This window comes from Pusillimonas minor, assembly GCF_014237865.1.
Classification (GTDB): Bacteria; Pseudomonadota; Gammaproteobacteria; order Burkholderiales; family Burkholderiaceae_B; genus Neopusillimonas; species Neopusillimonas minor.
In genome coordinates, this window is record NZ_JACJUU010000003.1 from 219,645 (window position 1) to 244,268 (window position 24,624).

The 24,624-nt window shown below is 56.1% G+C and carries 12 protein-coding genes; 2 read left to right on the forward strand and 10 right to left on the reverse strand.

Annotated elements, in window-relative coordinates:
- Positions 1 to 16 precede the first annotated feature (16 nt).
- From ntrC to rph, 6 genes are all read right to left on the reverse strand, one after another.
- Positions 17 to 1,510 carry a nitrogen regulation protein NR(I) gene (gene ntrC, locus GTU67_RS06065; RefSeq protein WP_185779205.1) on the reverse strand — a complete coding sequence of 498 codons (1,494 nt, stop codon included), beginning with the start codon at positions 1,508 to 1,510 and terminating at the stop codon, positions 17 to 19.
- 3 nt (positions 1,511 to 1,513) lie between these two features.
- Positions 1,514 to 2,566 carry a nitrogen regulation protein NR(II) gene (gene glnL / locus GTU67_RS06070; protein ID WP_185779206.1) on the reverse strand — a complete coding sequence of 351 codons (1,053 nt, stop codon included), beginning with the start codon at positions 2,564 to 2,566 and terminating at the stop codon, positions 1,514 to 1,516.
- 22 nt (positions 2,567 to 2,588) lie between these two features.
- The gene (gene glnA / locus GTU67_RS06075) at positions 2,589 to 4,001 is read right to left on the reverse strand and encodes a type I glutamate--ammonia ligase (protein WP_123660641.1); all 1,413 of its coding nucleotides are present in this window, start codon (positions 3,999 to 4,001) and stop codon (positions 2,589 to 2,591) included.
- 209 nt (positions 4,002 to 4,210) lie between these two features.
- Positions 4,211 to 5,455 (reverse strand): radical SAM family heme chaperone HemW, encoded by a 1,245-nt coding sequence (hemW, locus tag GTU67_RS06080; RefSeq protein WP_185779207.1) that lies wholly within the window; start codon positions 5,453 to 5,455, stop codon positions 4,211 to 4,213.
- A 5-nt stretch (positions 5,456 to 5,460) separates the two neighbouring features.
- The gene (gene rdgB, locus GTU67_RS06085; RefSeq protein ID WP_185779208.1) at positions 5,461 to 6,066 is read right to left on the reverse strand and encodes an RdgB/HAM1 family non-canonical purine NTP pyrophosphatase; all 606 of its coding nucleotides are present in this window, start codon (positions 6,064 to 6,066) and stop codon (positions 5,461 to 5,463) included.
- A 4-nt stretch (positions 6,067 to 6,070) separates the two neighbouring features.
- Positions 6,071 to 6,820 carry a ribonuclease PH gene (gene rph, locus GTU67_RS06090; protein ID WP_185779209.1) on the reverse strand — a complete coding sequence of 250 codons (750 nt, stop codon included), beginning with the start codon at positions 6,818 to 6,820 and terminating at the stop codon, positions 6,071 to 6,073.
- Between the two features lie 134 nt (positions 6,821 to 6,954).
- Between rph and GTU67_RS06095 the strand changes: the two genes are divergently transcribed.
- Positions 6,955 to 7,899, forward strand: a complete 945-nt coding sequence (locus tag GTU67_RS06095) for a YicC/YloC family endoribonuclease (protein WP_185779210.1) — start codon at positions 6,955 to 6,957, stop codon at positions 7,897 to 7,899.
- A gap of 211 nt (positions 7,900 to 8,110) precedes the next feature.
- Positions 8,111 to 9,283 carry a tyrosine-type recombinase/integrase gene (locus GTU67_RS15575; protein WP_346726992.1) on the forward strand — a complete coding sequence of 391 codons (1,173 nt, stop codon included), beginning with the start codon at positions 8,111 to 8,113 and terminating at the stop codon, positions 9,281 to 9,283.
- Between the two features lie 273 nt (positions 9,284 to 9,556).
- On the opposite strand, the gene GTU67_RS06105 is transcribed toward GTU67_RS15575, so the two are convergent.
- From GTU67_RS06105 to GTU67_RS06120, 4 genes are all read right to left on the reverse strand, one after another.
- Positions 9,557 to 13,165: an ATP-dependent DNA helicase gene (locus tag GTU67_RS06105; RefSeq protein WP_185779211.1), complete on the reverse strand. Its 3,609-nt coding sequence runs from the start codon at positions 13,163 to 13,165 to the stop codon at positions 9,557 to 9,559.
- Positions 13,166 to 13,490: 325 nt separating this feature from the next.
- On the reverse strand, positions 13,491 to 19,745 hold the full coding sequence (locus tag GTU67_RS06110; RefSeq protein ID WP_185779212.1) for a DEAD/DEAH box helicase: 6,255 nt from the start codon (positions 19,743 to 19,745) through the stop codon (positions 13,491 to 13,493).
- 9 nt (positions 19,746 to 19,754) lie between these two features.
- Entirely contained in the window at positions 19,755 to 23,060 is a 3,306-nt protein-coding gene (locus tag GTU67_RS06115) for an STY4851/ECs_5259 family protein (RefSeq protein WP_185779213.1), read from the reverse strand.
- Between the two features lie 352 nt (positions 23,061 to 23,412).
- Entirely contained in the window at positions 23,413 to 24,507 is a 1,095-nt protein-coding gene (locus tag GTU67_RS06120) for a restriction endonuclease (protein WP_221893284.1), read from the reverse strand.
- Positions 24,508 to 24,624 lie beyond the last annotated feature (117 nt).

Sequence of the window (24,624 nt, forward strand, 5' to 3'; positions counted from 1 at the left end):
ATTTACCTGCTTAAGGTCAGTCGACGCTGCTAATGCCCAGTTCCTGGCACTTGCGTGTCAGGGTGTTGCGCCCTATGCCCAGACGTTGCGCGGCCTCGGCTTTACGGTCACGGCAATGGCGTAACGCTGTACTTATCATCACAGTCTCGAACTCTCGCGTCAGCGTGGCCATAATGGCCGGCTCGTTACGTTCCAGTTTGTCTTGGGCGGTTTTGCTTAACAAGCTCAACCAGTCGCCTGCAGCGGGGGGCTGGCTTTGAGGACCTGAGCCTGCAGACGCAGCAAGCGCAACAGACGCTGACGAGCTCTCGCTCGACGAGGCATTGCGCTGCATATTTGCCTGGGCGACCTCGGGCGGCAGGTCTTTGACATCGACCACTTGCCCGGAAGACATGACGGTAAGCCAATGGCAGAAGTTTTCGAGCTGCCGGATATTGCCAGGGTAATCAAACGCCCTAAGCACCTCGAGTGCCGCGCTGGTCAGGCGACGCGGGGCAACACCCAGCGCGCGGGCGCTGTTTTGCAGAAAGAGCTCTGCCAGCGCAGGGATATCTTCTTTTCGTTCACGCAGCGGCGGCAAGCGCAGCCGAATCACATTCAACCGGTGGAACAGGTCTTCACGAAACAGCCCTTGAGCCACCCGTTGCTCGAGCGGCTGGTGCGTTGCCGCAACAATACGCACGTCGACCTTGATGGCCTGCGAACCGCCCACCCGATAAAAACTGCCTTCGGCCAGAACGCGCAGCAACCGGGTTTGCAGTTCGAAAGGCATGTCACCGATTTCATCCAGAAAGAGTGTCCCGCCGTGCGCCTCTTCGAAGCGGCCCCGCCGCTGTTGGGTGGCGCCGGTAAAGGCGCCCTTTTCATGGCCGAACAGTTCGGCCTCAAGCAAGTCGCGGGGGATGGCCGCCGCATTAAGCGCCACAAAAGGCCCGGCGGCACGAGGGCTGTGCTGGTGCAAGGCCCGCGCGATAAGTTCTTTGCCGGTACCCGACTCGCCGGTAATAAGCACGGTTGCGGGCGATACCGCCAGCCGCCCAATAGCGCGGAAAACTTCCTGCATGGCCACTGACGACGACTTCATCATGACCGGTCCGGGCGCATCGGAGGACTCGGCCCGGGCGGGCGTTGCCGCAACGGGAGCCACAGGTTCGGGCGGAATGGCGCGCTGCACCAGCGACACCGCATCGTTGATATCGAACGGTTTGGCCAGGTAATCGAAGGCGCCCTTCTTGAACGCGGCTACGGTACTGTTCAGGTCGGTGTAGGCCGTCATCACAATCACCGGCATATCGGGGTGCTGACCCTTGATCTCTTGCAGCAGCGTCAACCCGTCTTTGCCCGGCATTCTCACATCGGTGACCAGCACCGACGGTGAATCGTGACCCAAGGCTTCGAGCATGTCGTCGGCGCAGGCAAACGACTGCGTCGGAATCGACATACGGGCCAGGGCCTTTTCGAGCACCCAGCGGATGCTTTGATCATCGTCGACTATCCAGACAGGTTTCATAAACTACTCCAACGGCAGTATCAGACGGAACTCGGTATGACCCGGGTGGGAATCGAACTCGATCACCCCGCCATGTTGCTGCACAAATTCCTGGGCAAGACTGAGCCCCAAACCACTCCCGCTGGCACGACCCGTCACCAGCGGATGAAAAACTTTGTCGTGAAGATCGGGCGCCACGCCAGGCCCGTTATCGATCACGGAAACAATGACGCCCATCTTGACCGGCCGGGTGGCCAGCACCAACTGACGTCCAATTCGGGTACGAAACACCAGACGCGGCGGTGCTGTACCCGGCGTTTCGGTCAGTGCCTGACAGGCATTGCGGGCGATATTCAGCAACGCCTGTACCAGACGCGGCAAGTCGCCCAAAACATCGGGCACAGAGGCATCGTAGTCACGGACAAACTGGATTTTTTGCGCATACTCGGCGCTGACCAGCGTGTACACGCGCTCGCAGACCTCGTGAATATTGAAGGGCTTACGCACCAGCGTATCGCCTTGCGGCGCGATCAGGCGATCAATCAGACTGCTGAGCCGGTCGGCTTCGGCCACGATAACGCGGGTGTACTCGCGCAGTGCCGAATCGTCGAGCTCGACCTCGAGCAGTTGTGCCGCGCCGCGCAAACCACCCAACGGATTCTTGACCTCGTGCGCCAGGTTGCGCAGCGACTCGCGTTGAATATTGAGCTCTTTGGTCAGTTGAAGCGTGCGATCGAGCATGTCGTGCTGATCGAGGCTGCGGACTTCGAGCAACGCCACCCAAGGCTGATGTTCAAGCGGCACCAGCACCAAGCCGACAGGTACGCTCTGCCCCGTTGACGTTCGGATGGCGGCGTCTTGACGCAAAATGCCGAATCGGCCCGCCAGGGCGTCGGTAAAACGATGCGCCAGCGCCTCGTCGGCATGAAACAACGCCTGCGCAGGGACGCCCTGCATTTGGCGTCGCGACACGCCGAACAACTCTTCGGCGCTGCTGTTGGCAAAGGCCACCTGGCCTTTGCCATCGAGCAGCAAAACTGCGGTAGCGAGCAGATCGTAACTTTCGGGGTGCGTCATGTCACGATCCACCCTGCCCGGTTTACAGGCTGTAGTACATGTCGAATTCGACCGGATGCGAAGTCATGCGCAAGCGGGTGACTTCGGCCATTTTCAGGTCGATATAGGCATCGAGCATGTCGTTGCTGAACACACCACCACGGGTCAGGAACTCGCGGTCGGCATCGAGTGCAGCCAAAGCTTCTTCCAGAGAGGCGCAAACGGTCGGGATTTTTGCGTCTTCTTCGGGCGGCAGGTCGTACAGATTCTTGTCGGCTGGGTCGCCGGGGTGAATCTTGTTCTGTACACCGTCCAGACCGGCCATCATGAGGGCCGAGAACGCCAGGTAGGGGTTGGCCAAAGGATCGGGGAAGCGCGCTTCGACACGACGGGCCTTGGGGCTGCCGACGTAAGGAATACGGATGGACGCCGAACGGTTACGGGCCGAGTAAGCCAACTTGACGGGCGCTTCGTAGTGCGGCACAAGGCGCTTGTACGAGTTGGTACCGGGGTTGGTGATGGCGTTAAGCGCACGTGCATGCTTGATGATGCCGCCGATGTAATACAGGGCGAATTCAGACAAACCAGCGTAACCGTTACCGGCAAACAGGTTTTGACCGTCTTTCCAGATGGACTGGTGAACGTGCATACCCGAACCGTTATCACCCACGATAGGCTTGGGCATGAATGTGGCTGTTTTACCGTAAACGTTGGCAACGTTATGGATGGTGTACTTCAAAATCTGGTTCCAGTCGGCGCGCTCGACCAGCGTGCTGAATTTGGTGCCGATTTCGAGCTGGCCGGGGCCGGCTACTTCGTGGTGGTGCACTTCAACGGGCACGCCTTGCTGTTCGAGCAGCAAGCACATTTCGGAGCGCATGTCGGCGAAAGAATCGACCGGGGGCACAGGCACGTAACCGCCTTTGACGCTGGGGCGATGGCCCAGGTTACCGCCTTCAAGCTCAAGGCCGCGCGACCATGAACCTTCTTCAGACTTGATCTTGACGAAGCAACCGGACGCATCGTCGTTCCAGGTAATGCCGTCAAAAACGAAAAATTCGGGTTCGGGACCAAAGTAGGCGGTATCGCCCAGGCCGCTGGACTTAAGGTAGGCTTCGGCGCGCTTGGCCAGCGAGCGCGGGTCGCGGTCGTAACCTTTAAGGTCGGAAGGCTCGACGACATCGCAAGTCAGGATAAGGGTGTTTTCCTCGCGGAACGGATCCATGCGCGCCGATTTGGCATCGGGGATCAGCAGCATGTCGGAAGCTTCAATGCCCTTCCAGCCCGAAATAGAAGAACCGTCGAAAGCCTGACCGGCTTCGAGTTTTTCTTCATCGACCGTATGGGCGGGCACTGTCATGTGGTGCTCGCGACCAAGCGTGTCGGTAAAACGAAAGTCCACAAAGGCGACTTCCTTGTCTGCAATGAACTTCACAACATCTTCTGGGGTGGACATAAGAACTCCTGAGCAATTAGGGGTCAACAATTCGATACAGCGTACGCCTATACAAGCAATAAGCGTGCCAACTTTTAAGTCGCCAAAATGGATGGGAAATGCACCACGGATAAATAAATTTGCCTGCTGCCGTGGCGACGAATGAATCACATTGGTGCATACGCACTATTATGGTGCGTTTGACGGTGCGGTTGTACCGTTTTTACACATTAATCCAAAAATTCGGATTGCAGGTCATTTAGAAACTGCCAGCCCAGCGCCGTGGCCTGAAAGCGTGTGGGGTCGTCGACCAGCAGGCCCTTGCGTACAGCGCGATCGACGGCCGGGCCAATGGCCGACACCGGCAAGCCGGTACGTTCGGTAAATGTGGCGGCACTAACGCCGCTGCGCAGACGCAAGGCATTGAGCATGAACTCGAAAGGCAAGTCTTGCGCGGGTACGACGTCGTCTTGCGCCAAATGACTGCCATCGCGCTGGTGCACCTGCGTCATCCAGCTGGCCGGGTTTTTCAGGCGGGCCTGCCGGATAATGCGATCGTGAAACGAGAGCTTGCCGTGGGCGCCCGGGCCAATGCCTAAATAATCGCCAAATTCCCAGTAGTTAAGGTTATGCAGACAGCGCTTGCCCGGGTGGGCATATGCCGATACCTCGTAGCGCTCGTACCCGGCCGCTGACAATGTGGCAGCGACCTGATCTTGCATGATCGCCGCGTCGTCGTCAGACGGGACATTGGGCGGGTACTTGGCAAATACCGTATTAGGTTCAAGCGTGAGGTTGTACAGCGACAAATGCTCGGTGCCGAACGTCAGCGCCTCAGTCAGGTCGACATCGCACTGGGCCAGAGTTTGGTCGGGCAACGCAAACATCAGGTCTAAATTAACCCGGGGTACGGCCGCTTGCGCCATGGCGATGGCAGCGCGCGCCTGGTCGGCATCGTGAATACGCCCTAACTGCTTCAGGGCTGCATTATTAAAGCTTTGAATACCCAGCGAGATACGGCTGACGCCGCTCGCGGCAAAATCGCGAAAACGACCTGCTTCGGCCGTGCCGGGGTTGGCTTCTAATGTAATTTCGGCGCCGGGCAAAACGGTAAGACAGGCGCGAAACATAGCCAACATTTGGTCAAGCGCTTTTGCCGACAGCAGGCTGGGCGTACCACCGCCAATAAATATCGACACAACCGGGCGGCCCCAAATCAAGGGTAGCGTCTGTTCCAGGTCGGCCTGCAAGGCCGAAAGGTATTCGGCTTCGGGAAGCTCGCCTTTAAGCTCGTGCGAATTGAAGTCGCAATAAGGGCATTTGCGCACGCACCAGGGCACATGAACATACAGTGATAGCGGGGGCAAGCTGGTTAGTGCAATGCCGCTACCTGCCGACAACGTGGACCCAGCTGGCACGGCGTTGGCAAAGCTACCCGACGAGTTTGCCGGCTGTATGGGAATAATGGTGCGCATAAAAATTACTGCCCGAGCCGATTAGCCAACCGGGGCAACAATTGCTGTAAAGCCTGCCCGCGGTGACTGGCACGGTTCTTTTCTTGCGCCGACAGCTCGGCCGCGGTTTTACCCAATGTCGGCAAATAGAAATGAGGGTCGTAACCGAAGCCATTGCCGCCTTTTGGCGCGTCGATGATTTCGCCTGGCCAAACGCCTTCAGCAATAATGGGTTGAGGGTCGCTGGCCGAACTAACGTATACCAACACTGCCACATACCGCGCCTTACGGTTGCTTTGCCCGGCCAGCCGGCTGACCAGATACTGATTATTAGCGGCGTCTGATTTTTCAAAGCCGTTCAGCGCGGCAAAACGCGCCGAATACACACCCGGCGCGCCGCCCAGCGCGTCTACACACAGGCCCGAATCGTCGGCCAAAGCCGGCAAGCCGGTTAGTTTGCTGGCATGCCGGGCTTTGGCCAAGGCGTTTTCGACAAACGTACCAAAAGGCTCGTCGGCTTCGGGTACGCCAAGTTCACCTTGGGGCACCATCTGAATTCCCGCAGGCGCGAGGATTTCAGAGAACTCTTTGAGCTTGCCGGCGTTGTTCGAGGCCAATACAACTTTTTGCATGTCTTTACCCTTTTGACTGGGCCAAGTCGAGCGCCTGCTGCTGAAACTTGACCAATTGCGCAACACCCACAGTGGCCAAGTCGAGCAGGCCATCGAGCGTTGGGCGATCGAAGGTTTCGCCTTCTGCCGTGCCCTGCACTTCGACAAATTGCCCTTTGCCGGTCATGACAATATTCATGTCGGCGTCGCACCCCGAGTCCTCAAGGTAATCGAGGTCAAGCACCGGGCGACCGTTGACCAAACCCACCGACACAGCGGCTACGTGATCTTTGATGGGGTTGCGCTGGACCAGGCCGTTATTAAGCAAGGTACGTACCGCCAGAGCCGCAGCCACCCACGCGCCGGTAATGCTGGCGCAACGTGTGCCCCCGTCGGCTTGCAAAACGTCGCAATCCAGGTGCAAGGTGCGTTCGCCCAAGGCTTCCAAGTCGAACACGGCGCGCAGGCTGCGGCCGATAAGGCGCTGAATTTCTTGAGTGCGGCCGCTTTGTTTGCCCCGCGCGGCTTCGCGATCGGAACGGGTGTGCGTGGAGCGCGGTAACATACCGTATTCGGCGGTAACCCAACCTTGACCCTGGCCTTTTAAAAAGGGCGGTACTTTTTCAAGAACGCTGGCGTTGCACAAGACATGCGTGTCGCCGGCCTTAATAAGCACCGAGCCTTCAGCATGGCGCGTGAAACCGGTAACGATAGACAATGGGCGCAGAGCATTAACCTCGCGACCCGACGGGCGAGCGGCTTGAGTGACGGACAAAAGTGTATTCCTTTGAAGTTGGGCATTGCGGGCCGGCAACGGCACAGCACGGCAACGACCCGGGCAGACACAGAAGAAGCGTCAATGTTAAAGCATTTCAGCGCACGCCACGAACCACAACACAGGATACTTTCATGACTATTCGCAGTATGACCGCCTTCGGCAATGCCCGCACCGAAGGCCCCGATGGGCTGGCCTCTTTAGAGGTGCGCAGCGTTAACAGCCGCTATCTGGACGTGACGTTCCGGATGCCGGACGATTTGCGCTTTGCCGAAGGTGCCCTGCGCGAACGACTGTCGCAACAACTGACGCGTGGCAAGGTTGAGGTGCGGCTGTCGTATACCCGTACCCGCAGCGAAACGGCCAAGGCACTGGATACAAGCTATTTGCAGACGGTGGCCGAACAACTGGCGCAAGCCCGCGCAGTTTTGCCCGAAACACCCTCGCCTGCCCTGGCTGAACTGATCAAAGGCTCCGGTGCTGGCGACGCCGAAGGTTTTGACCCCGAAGTATGGACACAGCTGTCGGTACAGGCGCTAGAAGCCGCGCTGGCAGACATGCAGGCCAACCGCGAACGCGAAGGTGCACGATTGGCGCAAATGATGCTTGATTGCGCGGCCTCGATTAACGACATTGTGGCCGAGGTTGAAACCGCCCTGCCCCAAATGCTGTCCGACCACAAGTCCAAACTGGCCGCGCGTCTGCGCGAGGCGCTTGAAGCGGCAAACCCAGGCGGCTTTGCGCAGATTTCAGGCGCCGAATTGTCGGCTCGCATCGCCCAAGAGACATCATTGTTTTCGCTGCGGGTAGATGTCGCCGAAGAGCTGTCTCGGCTGAAATCGCATCTGCACGAGCTGTCGCATGTATTGACGACCGGCGAGGCCAAAGCCGCGGGAACTGGCAAAGGTAAAAGCCCGGGCGGCAGCGTAGGCAAGCGGCTGGACTTCCTGTTCCAGGAGATGAACCGCGAAGCCAATACGCTGGGGTCAAAGGCAGCAGGTATTGAAGTAACGCGCGCGGCGATTGACTTGAAGTTGTTGATTGAGCAGATGCGGGAGCAGGCGCAGAACATCGAATGATGTTTATTGAGGTCAACCGAAGTCAATTTCCTCATTAAAATCAATATTTTTAGAAGAAACGAACTCCATGCAACTCAACTGGTACCCACCACTATCAACAAAAAATCGGTGGGTATAATGGGGGGTACATCGCTGATCTCGCCAAGGATTGTGGTGGGTACATTTGGAGTGCGTTATGGCAGAACTTACAAGTAAGGCCGTCAGTGCATAAATCCGGGGGGAACCTGGACGCTTCGCTGATGGCAACGGCCTTTACCTCGTCGTACCTAAAAGAGGTCGTGCGCATTGGATGTTGCGTTACACATCCAACGCCAAGCGCAAAGAAATGACGCTGGGCAAGGTAGAGGACCTATCGCTCGCAGACGCTCGCATAAAAGCCGCCTTGCAAATGAAGCAGCTACGCGAAGGTCTGGACCTCCTTGTTGCCAAGAGAAGAGCCGAGAACGGCTCAATTATCTGCGTAGATGACCTTTTCAACGACTGGCATGAAGGCAATGTCAAACGCCTGAAACACCACCACATTCCCTTTCGCGTTTACACGAAAGAAATCGCCCCTGTGATTGGGCAGATGAAGCCAGCGGCGGTTACCGGGCGCGACATCAGGCAGGTCTTGCGGAACATTGCAGACAGCAATAGGCCAGCGGTTGCCAACGATGCTTTGATGTACTGTAAGCAGCTGTTTAACCATGGCATCAAGCTGGACATCATCTCCTACAACCCTGCTTTCGCTTTCTCCGTGAATGATGCTGGCGGCATAGAAAAGAGCCGAGACAGAGCCCTCACAACCGACGAGCTTGCCTTCATCTTTAAGAAATTCAGGGAAGAATCAGATAGCTTCACCCGAGACAACTATTTGGCCTGTGCGCTTTTGGTCTTGCTGGGAGTCCGAAAAGGCGAGCTGACCGAAGCGCGGTGGAGTGAGTTCGATCTGGAAGAAAAGGTCTGGTACTTACCCCAGGAACGCAGTAAGTCCCGTGTAGCCATTGACATTCCCCTACCCGATTTGGCTATTCAATGGCTAAACGAACTCAAGGTGCGCGCCTTTGGCTCTGATTATGTTTTCCCAAACAGACGAGCGAGCAAAGCGCCCCACATGGGCTCGGACACCCTGAATCGGGCGATATCCAAACTGTTTGGCCGGGAGCCAGGCAGAGCCGTACAACCCGAAAACAAAATGGGGGATCTTGAGCACTTCACTGTCCATGACCTCCGACGTACTTGTCGGAGCCTACTGGCATCGCTCGGTGTTCCCGGGCATGTGGCCGAACGCTGCCTTAATCATTCGATCAAAGGCGTAGAAGGAATCTATAACCGGCACGACTACTTCGATGAACGAAGGGAAGCCTTGGAGCTGTTGGCCGCAAAGCTTGCGCCGTTGATATAACGGTTTGTTTGAACGAGACTTGTCTAGCGATCATTAACCGTGTGCGATAATGAGACGCATTTATCTAACCGCTAGCTTTCTGACGGAGCCTCTTCATCCACGCGCGCCAACCATTTTCCCAGGAAAAGCACCCCGCCCACTGAATGTTTGCGAGCAAGCGCAAGTTCGTACCGCGATCCCTGATGCCGCGGCTGCCTGCCCGCGAGATCTGGTGAAGCGGCATGGGTGAACGAGGCATAATGAACACTGGGGCTGCCTAATATGCCTTTTCCATCAGGCGCGGCCCAGTATGAGATTGATGTTGGCAAGTATTGCGTTTAGATCCAAACCAATGCCTTCGCGCTCCTCGGTTACCAGCAGCGTGCCAGCTCTGTCATCATCTTTCGTGGGCTCCGTAGGCGGAAAAATCTTTGCTCTGCGATAGGCCGCTTCCTTGCGTTCCCAACGCTTCTTGTACTCACCATCTGAGAGCATACCGTTGTGCTCCCAGTACCAGACTGTGCCGTCGTCCTCGTCTCGGATGGTGAAGTCTGGCAAGCGTTCAATACCGTCCAAGATCAGCGGCTGCTCGTACTGGTACTTGATGCCGGCGGCCTTGAGCTTGTCTGCGATGATCCACTCGGACTTTGAGCGAACCAGGTCGCCGTTCTCCGTCAGGTAGATCAGCTTCTCGTCCAGGAAGACCGACTTGTTTCGAACCTTGATTTCCACCGGCGAAGAAGGCACGAATAGGTTCGTCATCCGTCTGTTGATCTCTGACGCAGCCTCTTGGCTGAAGTGCAACAGATCCCTGAAGTCCCCTTGATGCAGAATGACGATCTTGTCCCTCTGGCGTGTCAGCGCGGTGTAGAGCATCTCCCGGGTCAAATTTCGGCACGGGTTTGGGATTACTACGAAAGTCTTGCCGAACTCGCTGCCCTGTGTTTTGTGAACCGTCAGGGCATACGCCAGCTCAAGGGGCGGCGTGCTTTCCTGGGAGTCAAACTCCCAGGGCCTGTACTTGTAGGCAAAGCCGGGCTGCGAGGCCAACTCAACTTCGACTTCATACGGCGACCAGTTCCTCGCCTTGGTCTTGCGGTGCCCCGTAACGATACCGATATCGCCATTCGCGACGTATGCATCCTCCTTTTCCGGGTAGGTGTCACGCCCACTCTTATTGATGACGTTGATCACCTTATCGCCATAGATGATTCCCTCTGGCCCAGCGGGGCTCGGAATCTTCTTCGTCCAGCCCGTTTGAGCGGCCATCTTCAGGAACGACTTCCTGAACTGCTGCTGTAGCGCGCGGTTGATGGCGCTGACACCCGCCTGGTACTGCTTGATCGGCGAGAGGATCTGCCACGCCTCCGCCTTCGTAGAAGCGCCCGCGCGATCTTTGTACTGAGTGTTGAACCACACCGTTGAGCGACCTTCGAACTCCGAACTAACACCCCCCAGAGACTCCTCGAAGGTCACTTCGTCAGTGATCGACTTCAGCTTCAACTCGGTTTGAAGCTCGTCTAGCAGCAACGCTTGAAGCTGGTCTGGCTTGTTCCACCGAACCAGTTTCACAAAGTTCGACTTTCCGGACGCAACGGTCTCCCAAATTTCGTCGGCACCGGCATCCAGTGGTCGACCGCTGAAGGCCTGCGCGAGCAGCACGTCTTCACGCACGACGCCCTCGTCGGCGCCTTGACGCATCGTGACGGTCAGCTCCGCGAAGCTGCCGGCCACTCTGGTACGCAGGCTGTCTATGTTGTGCGGCTTCAAGAAATTCACGATGTCCACGTACGGCCGGCCCGCACCGATGGGTGGGAGCTGCTTGGGATCGCCAACTAACACCAGCCTGTCCACACCCTCCACTGCATCCAACAACGCCGCGAGTTGTTCCTCCGTCAGCATGGAGCATTCGTCAATGATGACAGTAGCGTGCATGGCCGATCGGTCGGCGTCATCATTGACGTAGTAGCGCCCAGTCTTGGCGTCGTAGCGGTCGAGTCGGTTCAAGAACTGCGCAACGGTCTTTCCTTGGCCACTCATGCCGCTCGCCTGCTCCAGTCTGACACGCGCTTTGCCAGTCGGCGCAAGCAGCAGGACGCCTTTTTTGTTCACGCTGTCGATGCTGCACAACGCCTTCAACAAGGTGCTCTTGCCTGTTCCAGCAGCCCCCATGAGAACAGAGATGCCAGACTTGAAGAGCACCTCCAGGGCTGCCGACTTTTCCTTCCGAGCTGCTAGATCACGGGCACTCGGTTTCGTCTTGGGAGTTCTATTGTCATTCGTCGCATCAATGGCCGCATCTACAAGTGCAGACCAGTTGTGCTCCCCAGAATTTGCCTTGCGGTTCTGGCGCTTGGTGATCTTGGACCTGATCAGGGTCGAGGTCTCAACGTAGCGATCCAACTGGAATGCCTTGAGCCCGTCCTTGACCTGGATGGTTGCGATCATGGAAGTCAGACAATCTTCCATGATCTCGAGCGTGTCCATGTCCAGAGGACAGTCGGGTTGCAGCGCGCGGTCTCGAATCCTCTGAATCACCCACGTCGCCATCAGGTAAGTGTGCCCTTCGGTGCGAGCGGCCTCTTCCAGCGTCAGCAACATGGCCGCGCGCACCCTGCGCGCGTCAATGGCTTCGCGCACAAGGCTGGGTTTCGGTAATGGGAACAAGGCGCGGATAGACTCCGGTGGAAACACGCCCCGGTCGACGATCTCAAAAGCTACGGGATCAACTTGCAGCCTATCGTCCTCGTAGATCAGGTATGGGTTGGACAGAATTGCTGCGTCGCTCAGATTGACGCCAGCCTTCTCGCGCTCAGTGGGCTGGTACCAACGCAAGGCTTGCGCATCACTAAGGTTAAACCTGGCTATCAGCACCAACAGCGCGCGGCGCTCTGCGGGCAACTTCTCCCACTTCTTGCGCAAGGTGTCGCCTATGCCATCGCGCAGGTAGCTCGGCAGGCTGTCAGGCTTCTTGAGCACGTCAGCTAACGCAGGCCACGGATCGAGCTTTTCGTCGCCTTGACTGGACAGGTACCAAGCCAACAAGTTGCCATGTGGGAAGCCGAAGGCGTTCAGTGCGGCCCCCAGACCGGGGAAGGCACCACGCACTTCCCACAGCCGGTTCAGTTCCCGATCGATCCAAGCCAGATGCTCGGACCATGGCTCATCAGCCAGATACTGACGCATCGCCTTGATGGCCTTCTCAATGGCCAGCAGGGAGGCGATGGCACCGTCATGCGCGAGATGCTCCGTTCCGTAGGAATAGCTCCCAAAATACTCATCCGGCGCAAATGCCGTGCAGGTAGCCAGGTCGATGGATTCGTCTGCATCTGCTGCCTCAAGCAATCGTTGGTATGGCAACAAGAAGCCATCCGAGCTCTTGGGGCGAATCGAGTGTTCGATGTTCCGCTCCCACAGGTAGCCGCTGATATTGCTCTTCGGCTTATGGCCATCCCTGTAGTGATATTCGACGGGCTCACTTACCGACTTGACTCGCCCCACGCCAATGATCACGCGGCGGGCATCATCCAGCATCGGCGTGCGCTTGGCATAGAAGAAGACCAACGAGTCATTCGGCTTGGCTACGCTGAAGAATGTGTCAAGGATAATGCGCTGGTTGGTGCCCTCCTGAACCCAGGTCTTTTTGTCCTTCTCCCAGTTCTTGTTAGTCGTGAGATCTGGCTCGCGTTCAGTCTGATAGCCCAACTGCAGAGCCTCCTTCAGGCTGTTAACGCCCCCCTTTTTGTTGCCCTCCACCTGCTCGCGCAACATCCACCGAAACGGAATGCCTGCTACCGAGTAAGGTCGGATCGTGAACGGAGTGTCGGTAAAGTGCCCATGGGTGGTCTTGGCAATTTCCGTGTAGGGGTGCTTCTTCTGCATCGAGAGCGGGAACTTGGCCATGAAGGTACCATGCTCATCCACGCAGGGCGGGTGTTGGGATCGGTCTAAGCCCTCAATGCTCTTCCCTGCATGCATTGTCTCAAAGGCATCATCGCGACCCGTAGCGATTCGTGGCAGCACAGTACAACAGGTGTTGGCCGTGCAGTCATTGCAGAAGGTGCCAGCCCAGCCCGAATCGTGCCAAGGTACCCGAATGGTTAAGTGTTGAGTCGGCAAGCAGCGAGCACCTTGAATCATGCTCATCCTCCCTTATTGAATAGTTCTATTATTGTGTGAAGCCGGGCTTTGACCGCAGCAGATCTTTTATGTCCATCATCTGGATGACTCAGCTTATTGAGCAGCTTATATAAGTCGGCCAATCTCCACTTTGGTGCATGAGGGCACATGAAAATTTATCGAGCATCTGCAAAGCCTGTTTGTCAGGTGATGCGTTGAAGTCGAAATGCATCTGATCTCGGTAGGGCATCTGAGCACGCCAGTATCCCATGCCTTGATCCAGCAGGATCTTGCTGGTCTTGCCCGACGCCCAGTTCACCGTGATTACTCTAGAGTGCAGCAGATCGCGGGGGCTGTTCATGACGTTGATGTCCGGCAGCAAATCGAACTGGCTCTTCAGCCAGAGCTCGAGAATAGCCTCTTGGTCGTCTGCTCTCATCCAATCATGGCTGAGCAGAAAGCTCGGCTGGCTACCGCTCGGCGCTAAAGTATGGAGAGACAGTGACTGAAGCGTTTTACTTCGGAAAAGCTCGAGGAAGCTGGTCAGAAGCATCAGTGACCAAGGCGACTTCAGGTAACGATCAGAGTAGCTGATGGAGACGGCTTGGTCATTGGCGATCAGGGAGGCCAACTCCGGCATCTGGGCATCGATAAGCGTAGCGAGGCGTTTTTTTAGGTTTTCTACGGGGCCGTTGAGTTCCGAGGTGACTTCGACTATGCGCGCGCCTTGTGGATGCTGATTCCAAGTGTCACTGGCGATGGTATTTCCAGTCACAGCAGGCATCAGTTTGCTGGTAACCCAGACCGCATCTGCATGGCCTTGAAGCCAATCGGGTCCAGGCACAGCGACGCTACTAATGCTGCTATAAAAGCTCCGCACACCGGATTGAGATGACACTTGGACAACCAAATGGGGTGGATGCAACGCTTCAGTTGGCAGTTCAGTCAACTCAACGCCAAAGCGGGTAAGCAGTGCCAAGGTGTCCTTTTGCTCCACGCCCAACGATGCCGGATCAGGAATTCCAATTCTCACTTTTAGTCGTTCGGCAATAGCCCAGGTCAATATCTGCTCCCTGACGCGAGGATGGTCCAAATCCCAATCCTGATGATCACCGTGCAGGCATACCAAGATGAACGCAGTCTGATCGCGGCGATCCAGTGAGTTGATGGCGGAACTCAACTCCCGCAGAGGACCAACCGAACAGTGGCGCGCGCCGTGCAGTCCCGAAAATATATCGGGAAGCTCCAGGTGCTCGACCAGTTGAGACTCGCTCAACCACTGCAGTGTGAGCTTGCGATCGAGCTCCTCACGCTCAACCCGGCTGTCCTGGCTGGCCAGGCAGTGCGAGCAGACGTTCTCACAGTTGGCCGGGCAGCGTAGACGCTCCTTTGCCTCAGCCAATAGCTGAGGAATGTCACCCAGGCCAGCCAGCACAAAGCCAGCTCCCCCGCTGACATCATCGAAAAGCTGAATTGCGGAGCGGCCTTGCCCACTGTCCCGGTCGCGATCAAGGCGATGGCTGAAGCCCATTTCACTGCTGGCAATGCCCAGCTTTTCGGCAATCACATCGCGTATAGCAACGCCAAGAGTTGTCGCGATCAAACGGCCTTTGGCTGTGTCGGGCAACCATTCGCCTGTCATCGGATTCTTGAGGAAGATCTCCAGCACATCGGTACGAATCTGGTAGCCCAGATGCAGATTGGCCTTAACTGCTTCGCCTGAGCAGTCGCGCTCCTTGCGGCTGCCGGCCAATCCGCCAACCGGGCGGTGAGCTTTATCGGGCAGCATATCCTTGGGCACTTCGCCTGAGGCGAGCATGGACTCCGCACGTCCACAGGTCATGCAAACGGCATAACCCTTTTCATGCTCGCCGGAAGAATGATGGAAGACGCTGCCATCATGGCCAAAGCGCACAAAGCCGCAGCGCTGGTCGGGTAGCGAGATGCTTTCGCCGTGCAACTGGATGCGCGGTCGTTCGACGCGGATGAACTTCTGCGAAGTGACGTCGTTGGTGGTTTCTTCGTAAAAGTCAGTTACGAAACCACCCGGACGCAGCACCATGCGGCGCTCGCCGAGTGGAATGGGGGTCGTGCAGTGCGAGCAGCACAGTCCCTCGTTATTTGCATAGGCGTTTTCGATCACGCCGGTGTTACCGCATTCTGGGCAGCGCCAGGCGATATCGAATTTCTGCGCTTCGTTGACCTGCCCGTCGGCATGCCACTGCAAGCTGACACCGGCAGAACGGTAGACGCGGCCATCAATCACCACCTGGGCGCCAGGGGCATATTCACGAATGGCGATGTTCAGGCTGCGCGAAGGCATTTCCTTGTTGTCAAAGATACTGTCCTCGCGACTGGCATCGCTTTTTCGCTGCTGATGCAGGAAGTCCTCGACGTTGTAGGTCTTGAGGCTCACCACGTCGGTCGGGAAGCCATAACCCGGCAGGAATGCAGACGATGCCAGATAGCGCAGCAGGTACTCGTTCTCATGGCGCTGCTTCTCCAGCGCCAGGGCCTTCTTGTACGGCCCGTCGCTGGCGGCCTGCAGCTTATGGTTGATATTGCGATACTCGCCCAGCCAGCGCTCCTCGAGGTCGCGCAATGCCAGCCGAGTTTCGCCGGTGATCGAGCTGAGCGAGCGACCCTCCAGGCAGGTTCCGCGCACCAGCTGCTTCACTGCACTGTCAAACTCATTTGGGTTTGCCGTGAGCCAGGCCATGAACTCTTGACTGGGTGAGTCTTCTGGAGCGAAGAACCAGTGAAGGGTCAGCTTGGTACGGTCGCCATCATTACTGCTGTGCATGCGCAGGAATAGCGCCAGCAACAACGAGTTAACGTGCCGCTGCACGATTCGCGCAGAGCTAAGTGTGATGCTCGGTGCCGGAATGGCAGTCACGAACGGCCATTTGGGAGTGGCGAAGGCGCGCTGGTTATGCGGATCGGCCTTGCACAGCGTATAGGCGATAGCCCGTGCCTCGTTACGTCTACCAGCGCGACCCGCGCGCTGCAGATAGTTGGCCGGATGTGGCGGCAGGTTGTTCATCACCACGGCGGATATACCGCCGATATCCACGCCCATCTCCATGGTGGTGGAGCAGTTCAGCACGTTGATATCGCCGCGCTTGAACTCCTCGACATAGTCATCCAGCCGTTTTGCCGACTGCTGCGCCGAGTGCTCTGCTGTTCGGTAGTAGAAGCCACCCTCGACCGTGCGGTCGCTGATATCCGTCCACAGACTTTCCTGGCGCAGCTGGGCAATGGCTGGGGCTCTCGCGACCAGCTGACGTATCTGCACCTGCTTAGGCACCGGGGAGCCGTCCGGCATCAGGACGCTCAGGGCAGGAAGCTGGATCTTCTGGCAACGGTAATCCTGGTCCAGTAGTTTTTGCGGCAGATAGGGTGTCAGACCACGGAAAGTGGTATCGAATATGCGCCGGGTCAATGGGCAGACCCAGCCCTCTGTAGGCAGTGAGAAGGTGAGGGTTTCCAGACGCAAACGATGGCCTGTATCCGCGGACTCCAGAATGCCGGCATTGACCAGTGCCAGCCACGCCGCTTCAAGCCAGCTGTTGATCTTGTCGGCATCTGCATTCATGGTGCGATTCAGGCCGGTCGCTAGTTCGAGCAGCTTGACCAGGCGGTGGGGCGTGCCCGGCTTGATTTGCGGCCACTTCCGGATGGTGCTGCTTTCCTGCACGTCGCTCTTGGGCGAGTAAAGCGCCTTGGGACTGAAGCGGCTGCCCATCCAACGACGCATCTTATTTTCCATTGGGATGAAGGTGTTTTCCCGAACGTAGAAGTCGAGCGCCACCTTGAGGAAGTCACGCCAGTCATCCAGCGTCAGAGGGCTTCTGGGGGCATTAACATCGCCTGTTGCAGGGATGGCGCGGGTATCGACCCACAGCGATGGAGCTGTCGTCACTTTCTCCAGCCCATGGTAGCCGACCTTGATCAGTCCCAGCGTTTCCATGCTGTTCTGGTTCTTGGGGCGCCGGGAGAACTCGCGGGCCAGCAGCAGGCGCGCCATGGTCAGACCGCCTTCGCTGCCATCGAATAGCGCAGGATTGGCATAGCGGTTGTAGCGCAGGATGAACTTGTCGATATCCCTGGCTGCTGCGATGGTGTCGGCCATCTGCGGCCAAGGAATGATTTCGGCTTGATTTGCAGGTGCTGCGCCGTTCTGCAAAAGCTCAGCTTGCTTACGCAGTTCTGCCGCCATGGCAGCCATGCCTATTTTTTCCAGGTTTTCTGCATGGGTCAACATTTCGGCAGGGTTGCCGCTGGGGGTGTCCTTAGGAGCGGCATCGGCCTTGGACTGCGCATTCCTCAGTGTTTCGAAGACCAACCCGCGTAGCCGCGAGCGCTCCGCTTCCTGCTGCATCCTCACCGCCATGCGCGCAGTGCCCTGGCGGCTGTCGGTGAAAGTGATCAGCTTGCGCCCGCGCCCCGGCAGCTCTTCGGGTGAGCGGCCTTCGCAATCCTCCTTGTCGGGGTCGGGACAGAATTCCAGAATGGTCGGTACGGCGTTGGCGATGTAGAACGGTGCACCGAGGTAGGCTTTCCTCAGAAAGTCGCTGGTGCCAAATGACGAATTTTCACAGTGGCTGCAACAACAGTCTTTTTCCTCGGTGAGCACAATACCAATGTTGCGGGTAGCATTAACTACTCCCAGCTTGTGGCTTTCCAGATCGAGGCTAATCGAGAAATAGGGTTCATGCGCCGCTGGCAATCCGGCGATGATCAAACGTGTACCCATGGCATTCGCTGTCAGCAGTTCGACTGGCGCGTCTTCGCTACCGACATCGTGATTAAGGGCGAACTCATCACCAGCGTAAGGGCTGGGCTGATGCAGTTCGCCATTGCGATCCTCTGCCAGTAAGTGCGGCGTCTTACAGTCGTCGCAGAAACCCAATTCATACACTGGGGCATGGCACTCGCAGCGCGCACGCTGGGTCACATAGACATTACCGAAGGGCCAGTCCTGCAGATGAGCGGATTTGGCACTGCACTGTGGGTCGACGCATGCCCAGAGCCCATGCAGCATGCGCTGGAACAGATGGACTCGCAGCTTAAGGAACGGAGGCTGCTGCTTGGCCGGATGAGTGCCGGTCATGGTATCGAGCCAATCGAGCACCTCCTGCTGTTGCTCGAGGCGGGTGCCTCCCTGTAATTGGTTAGAAACAGCGCTAATCAGGTCATCAAGATCTAGGGGGGGGCCGGGGCTCACTACCGCACGGCGCAGGCTCCTGGCGATGTTGCTATTGCATAGGGCCTCGAAGCGTGCAGCAGACACTGCCGTTTCCGGCTCGATGTCCCTGATAGCTTGCAAAGAGGTATTGCTGCTTGGCGAATCAAACTCAAGGTCAGGCCAGACACGCGAGCCGCCAATTACTTCTACCTGGTCAATCGGAACGCCCGCAAGGTCCGCCAAATAGCGTTTTAGTCGTTCTTTCGCATCGGTCGCGGCAATGGTCGCTGATGTGGCGATGAATCGAATTTTCTCGGATTGCTGGCCGAAGGCTTGGACTACCCTACGCAACAATAGAGACATTTCGGCTGCTTGGGAGCCGACATAGGTGTGTGCCTCATCGAGAACGATCCAGCGCAACGATTGCTGCTGCTTGGAAATCTCGAGGATCGGGTTATCGACCTGACGCACCAGCATGTACTCCAGCATGGTGGCGTTCGTCATCAGGATTGGTGCCGGCTCCTCGCGCAACAGTTCGCGCGACAGGATCTGGTTAGGCTTCTGTTGCTGCTCCTTGCGAACCTTGTCGGTACGCTCTTCCGTTTTACCGTTGTACAGGCAGAAACGGATATTGCTGCCGTATTTTCGAGTCCAGGCGTCGAGGCGCTCCTGCTGGGAATTGATCAGGGCATTTAACGGGTATAAGAACAAAGCCCGAACACCCACTAAGGCTGCCTCCCTTCGCTCTTGTTCCCGGATCAAATCCTCAAGAATCGGCACCATAAAGCATTCAGTCTTGCCCGAACCGGTACCAGTGGTGATGACCGCCGAACGTGGTGTTTCATCGAGTAGAGTGCGCCAAGCGTTTAGCTGGTGGACATAGGGGTACGCCGTTTTCGGGAATCGGTAGGCAGGTGCAGATGCCAGTGTATCTAGCAAGCTGGCCGACAGCAGGCCCTCTCGTTGCAGATCTTGCAGACGCAGGTCCGATTCCGGCCAGCCAAAGGTATGCTCGAATACCGGCGGCGCCAGGAAGCAGCCATCGGCTCCCAATGTGTTCACCATACTGTCACTCAGGTGACGACGCAGGCCTGGGTGATTGATGCCGAGTACACCGAGCGTTGCCTCACGGGTGCGCTCAAGGCTTTGCTCGATCAGACTCCTGAAAAACTGCATTGCAACTCCTTATGCCTCATCCTGAGAGGCCAGTAGATAGGACACCATCAAGGCGTGGGCGGGTATAAACCAGCCATGACGGTCAAAATCAGAAATCTGTCGGATGGCAAATTTCAAATAGGCCGGTGTAACAGGAAGATCGGCAAGATTGGCTTTCCCAGCAGTGACGTAGGCCATAAAGATGGGTAGATAGGTCACGGCATCAGTGAACTCATCCAGCGAAAGTCCTTTCACCAAGTGGTGTAGTTCCTGCTGTTCAACCCAGCTTGAAAGCTCTTTGCCGAGTATGGTCGGCCAACTCCATCTAGACTCGTGCTGGAGTCGAAGATCCTGGTACCAGATAGGTAAAACACTGTCCGGTGGTATGCTTTTCAACGAGCTGCGATAACCAGTGCTCAGATAGTCCCCAAGGTTGTCAAACCCAGAAACAATACAGCGCAGCACGCTGGCTCGACTAGAGACAAGACTGTCTACTAAGGCGTCAGGAAGGCCCGTCAGGCGCATGTTGTCATTAAAAAGCCGGTAAGCCTGCACCCATAAAAAAAGCGGGACGGTTTCCCAGACGACAGCAAGCTCGTCGCTTATGCGTGCACAGAACGATTCGTCCATTTCTAGACGAAATACCGCGAAGCTCAGCGCACTCTGATTTCGCGACAGAGCTTTCCAAGTTTCGAAGGACGATAATGGCAAGTGATGATAGTGCTGTTTCAAGTCGGCTAGATACTGCCAGCCACTATGATCGAAGTCAGTTGCCATGGCAGCAATCTGCTTCTCGATGACATGCGGATTATGTTGGGGATGAAAAAGTTCCGCGGCGCGGTGCAGTGAGCACACTTCTAGCTCAGAATCCTGGCTGTTGTCCTGTGTTACATAAAGACTCGGACGAAAATGGACGCTTGAATGCTTACTCGGATAGATCAACCATGGTCCCTGAGATTGCATTTTTGGAGGAATGTCGAAGTAGCCGGTCCCCACTCCTTCGCTGGTCCTTTCGATCAACTGAAGCGGTGTACGCTTAGGATCGGACAATAACATTGCCTCAGCCTGAACATTATCCAATATCAACGCATTGGAAGTACTGCCTATATAAAAAGTAAATTGTCGCTCCCAATGAAGCTGACCCTCATAGCGGCGAATATCTAGCCTCAATAGCGGCTGTTTAGTCTCTATGGAAAATCTTATATAAGCATCTTGCTCGTCAATTGCACCGAGCATATTTTGCATGTCGCCTAGGTAGCTGAACAGATTTAGCAAGATAGGCGTGGGGCCTACCCAGATACTAAAATCGCGTTTCGGGTGGGGCTGCTCCGAACTAATGAGCTCCAGCTCTATATGGAAGGTCTGCCCCTCGGCAAGACCTGAGGTTAAAGCGATACGGTATCCGATCATTTCAGCCAGGGTCAGCTCGCACGCCCGCGACAGATCTCCATTGCGGTCCAGAAGATGAGCTCCCTGGTAGGGGTAAGGGAGTCGCAGCTGGACGGGAGGCAGACCCTGACCAGCTTCAAGGATAAAGGTCGTTGGCGGGCTTTCACCCCAGTAGTGCAACTGCAGTGTATGTTCGGATCGCTCTACTCTCAGGTTATCGCTGACCACCCGTATATCAAGCATTCCCGCTCCTTTTGGTAGGAGACGTGCGGGCTCCTGCCCAAGACTTGGAAACATGGAAAGATTGAATCCCTTAGGCAGAACACCGAATCGACGCTGCAGAAGCGTGGTTCCCGAGCGATTGCGCAGGCTATAATGGACAAGGCCATAGCAATCGTGACTTTGACGGTCTAGCAGCTGCCCGTCGACAAACTCGCGTAACTCATCGCGAGAATAGGGATAGTCCTCGGGCAGTTCAAGGTCTGGCCAGCCTAGAAAGACGATCGATGGAGAGCTTTCATAGGGTGCATAAACGCCATTCAGGGTGGGCTTGCTCTCGTTTTCAGAGGCCTTATTTAGCTCGATCAGGTAGTGTGCATCATCTTTGGTGAGAGACAGGTCCGATCGTATCTCCAGCCAGCGGCCATTCTCCGCATCCTGAGCAAGCGTCACTGGACTTACGCTATCGCAGGTAAAAGAAAAGTCTTGGGGAATACGAAGCCGAGCCAACCCTGATGCCACGGAGCAGCTGGAGCTGGCAACGAGTTGCCAGCGCTCCGAGCGACTCTCGAATACCAAGGGAGCTTCCCTGAAATCAACTGCACTGCCATCGAAAAACAAACAATGTACCGGGCACCCACTCTCCATTAGGCGCAAGCTAAGCGGCTCGTCTAGGGCATATCGTTCGACAGTGACCTGGGTGTTAGCAAAGCGGACCTTGAAGCCATCCGGAGTGAACTTGCCATAAACAGCCCCACCGCGGGCCAGCAGCCGTTGGCCTTCGTAGTAGACCAATTCAAGGCGAGTGCTACCGAGGCTCGTCGGATCTATCGCAAAGGTTGCTTCAGAGGGGAGAAATAGGTCAGTCCGAATTGACCAATGGGGCAGCGTGCCATGTAGAAAGTGCTCACAGGTGAACCCCCTAGCTTTCTCAAGTGCCTCTTTACGTTCCTGACGTTTCTGACCTGCATCACGCAGCCAGTCATTTAGTAGCGTACGGGCATTAGCTTCATCGAGTGGGATTGGAAATGCAGTCGTCCAACCTTCAGCATGCTCATCAAGGTAGCTGGCAGGATCCTGCTGATCCTTGAGTGGGTATTGCTCGACCAGATACATAAGCTGGTCAACGATGCCCGCCAGTATCCGGCGTGTCTCTAAGTTACGGAAAGCGGCGGGCAGATCATCTTCGAAATCAGCAATCAGATCCGCCGTAGTTTTCCGGTTACCCTCAGTCCGGTAGAAGTGCTTAATACCGCGACGTATCGCCCTACCAAAACCATGAGACTCGCTTTTCACTAGCGGCCAAGGTAGGCCACCCTCGGCGAATAACGAGCCCAGTAAGTCTCGACCTCTGCCCCGGACACGAATCGGCCTCTTCCAATAAGCGAGCCCCTCGTTCGTCAGCGTTGCATGCTGCTGCGGGGTCAACGAAATCCCCAGTTCGTCTTCGGCCCCAGACCAGGACCAGGAACTGTTGTAGTTCCGGCGATATTGCTCACTGACGAAAAGACAAAAGCAGGCTCCCAGATGCATGGCATGCAAGGAGTTGTTCCCTTTTTTGAATTCTTGTTTTAGCAGTTCAAGAAGTGATTTATATTCCTCCTCGGATACCTGATAGGTATAGAGGGGGTTGCCATTTGGGCCTCTGAAGAGCTCGCGACTAAGCAGTAGTTCGCTGAGCCAGGCCTTTAGTGGGTTGGTTAAATTCGGCGATTTTTTTATAAGCATCAAAAAAGCCCTACTAATTTTCAGTAAACCAAAAATAACCCGCTGGCCCCTTGGCCGAAATTAATATACCTCTATACTGATATGAGAGGCCGTGCAGATTCTAAGCTTTCCGTTTTAAAGTGAGGTTCTCTCACCTTCCCCTTCCCAACCCCTCGCACTTGAGTAGCTTATAAATCAGCATAGAAAAAGCATTGCTCCCAACCTCACCACCAAAAATCTCCAACAACTTTTTTATTGTTGTTCATCGTATCCCATAAAGAATCAATCACACGATTTGACCTACAAGTTGTGTTGAAAATTTGCGCTTAGCCATATTCGATACGTTCCATTTCCACTGCTTTCAAAGAGCCCCTCAATCTTCCAAAAAGTAGTCAGTATCGATCTGCTTCACTTCATAAACCTGTTTGATGCCGCAACCAATATTGTTTTCCACCATCAAACGGGCCAGCTCTATACCATCGACCAAAACCACCTTGATATCCAGCCCCAGCGCCGCCTCACGGGCACCTGCGGAGAAGTCAGACGTGGTAATGAACACCCCTTTTCGGGCTCTTTGGCGTGTCAATGCGCCAATGAATTTGTCGATCTCAGGGCGATGTACCGTATTAGTCCAACGCTTGGCTTGCAGGTAAATCACATCCAGCCCGAGTTTGTCTTCCTTGATAATCCCGTCAATACCATCATCATTGGTCGCCTGGGTTGCATTGCCTGCTTCCTTACGCGATCCACCATATCCCATGGCGATCATCAGATCGACTACCAGTTGCTCGAAAAAGGTGGGCGTGGCAGCCCGAACCTGGATCAGCAACTCATCAGCAAGCGATTGCATCAATTCCTGATACGCATTGGTCAGTTGCTCATCCGGTGTGGCCTCTTCTTGTGATTCTTCTGGCTCCGCACCGGAACGGCTCTCGGAGGGTTTCGCTGCATGAAAGCTGGCAAATTCAGGATAACGCTTAAGCCACGCTACAGTGATACGTTCCGGGCCTGTTTGCAATGCTTCCAATCCCCGTTCGGTAATTTGAACCATCCCTCGGGCTGGAATATGAAGCAAGCCTGCCTTATTCAGATAGGTTCGCGCCCAACCGACACGGTTATTGATCACCGTTTGCTTGCCGGAGGGCAGTCGCTCATGGCGCTCGGCGTCGCTCAGTTGAAAGAAGCTGCTCACGTTCTCTCGCAGGCTGCCCAGCGATAGCGTTTCGCCATTCGAAACGGCGAGAAGCACGGGCCGCATTACGCTTTGAAAATCTGGGATTGCCATAACTTTTGTAGTTACCTTGTCATTAACGGCATGTGGTATTCCCAAAGGAATCCTTGCTGCAGCGGGTTGTATTTCCCTTACCATCCCGGTAGGTGGTGTTCCCGAAGGAATGAGTTGTTCCGCGTATTGTGTTTCCCGAGTTGTCTCTCCAGGTTTCGTTGCCGAAGGAGTCACGGCTGCCACGAAAGGTGTTACCTGAACCGTCCCGGCAGGTGGTGTTTCCGAATGAGTCGGTAGAACATCGGGTTTGGGCAGTCACCTCGACAGGAAACAAGGCAATACCAAAGGTCATCACCCCTA

Bases quoted from the DNA above. Each gene is read 5' to 3' on its own strand.
- ntrC (WP_185779205.1), bottom strand. From the start codon at position 1,510: ATGAAACCTGTCTGGATAGTCGACGATGATCAAAGCATCCGCTGGGTG.
- glnL (WP_185779206.1), bottom strand. From the start codon at position 2,566: ATGACGCACCCCGAAAGTTACGATCTGCTCGCTACCGCAGTTTTGCTG.
- glnA (WP_123660641.1), bottom strand. From the start codon at position 4,001: ATGTCCACCCCAGAAGATGTTGTGAAGTTCATTGCAGACAAGGAAGTC.
- hemW (WP_185779207.1), bottom strand. From the start codon at position 5,455: ATGCGCACCATTATTCCCATACAGCCGGCAAACTCGTCGGGTAGCTTT.
- rdgB (WP_185779208.1), bottom strand. From the start codon at position 6,066: ATGCAAAAAGTTGTATTGGCCTCGAACAACGCCGGCAAGCTCAAAGAG.
- GTU67_RS06095 (WP_185779210.1), top strand. From the start codon at position 6,955: ATGACTATTCGCAGTATGACCGCCTTCGGCAATGCCCGCACCGAAGGC.
- GTU67_RS06105 (WP_185779211.1), bottom strand. From the start codon at position 13,165: ATGGCCAAGTTCCCGCTCTCGATGCAGAAGAAGCACCCCTACACGGAA.
- GTU67_RS06110 (WP_185779212.1), bottom strand. From the start codon at position 19,745: ATGCAGTTTTTCAGGAGTCTGATCGAGCAAAGCCTTGAGCGCACCCGT.
- GTU67_RS06115 (WP_185779213.1), bottom strand. From the start codon at position 23,060: ATGCTTATAAAAAAATCGCCGAATTTAACCAACCCACTAAAGGCCTGG.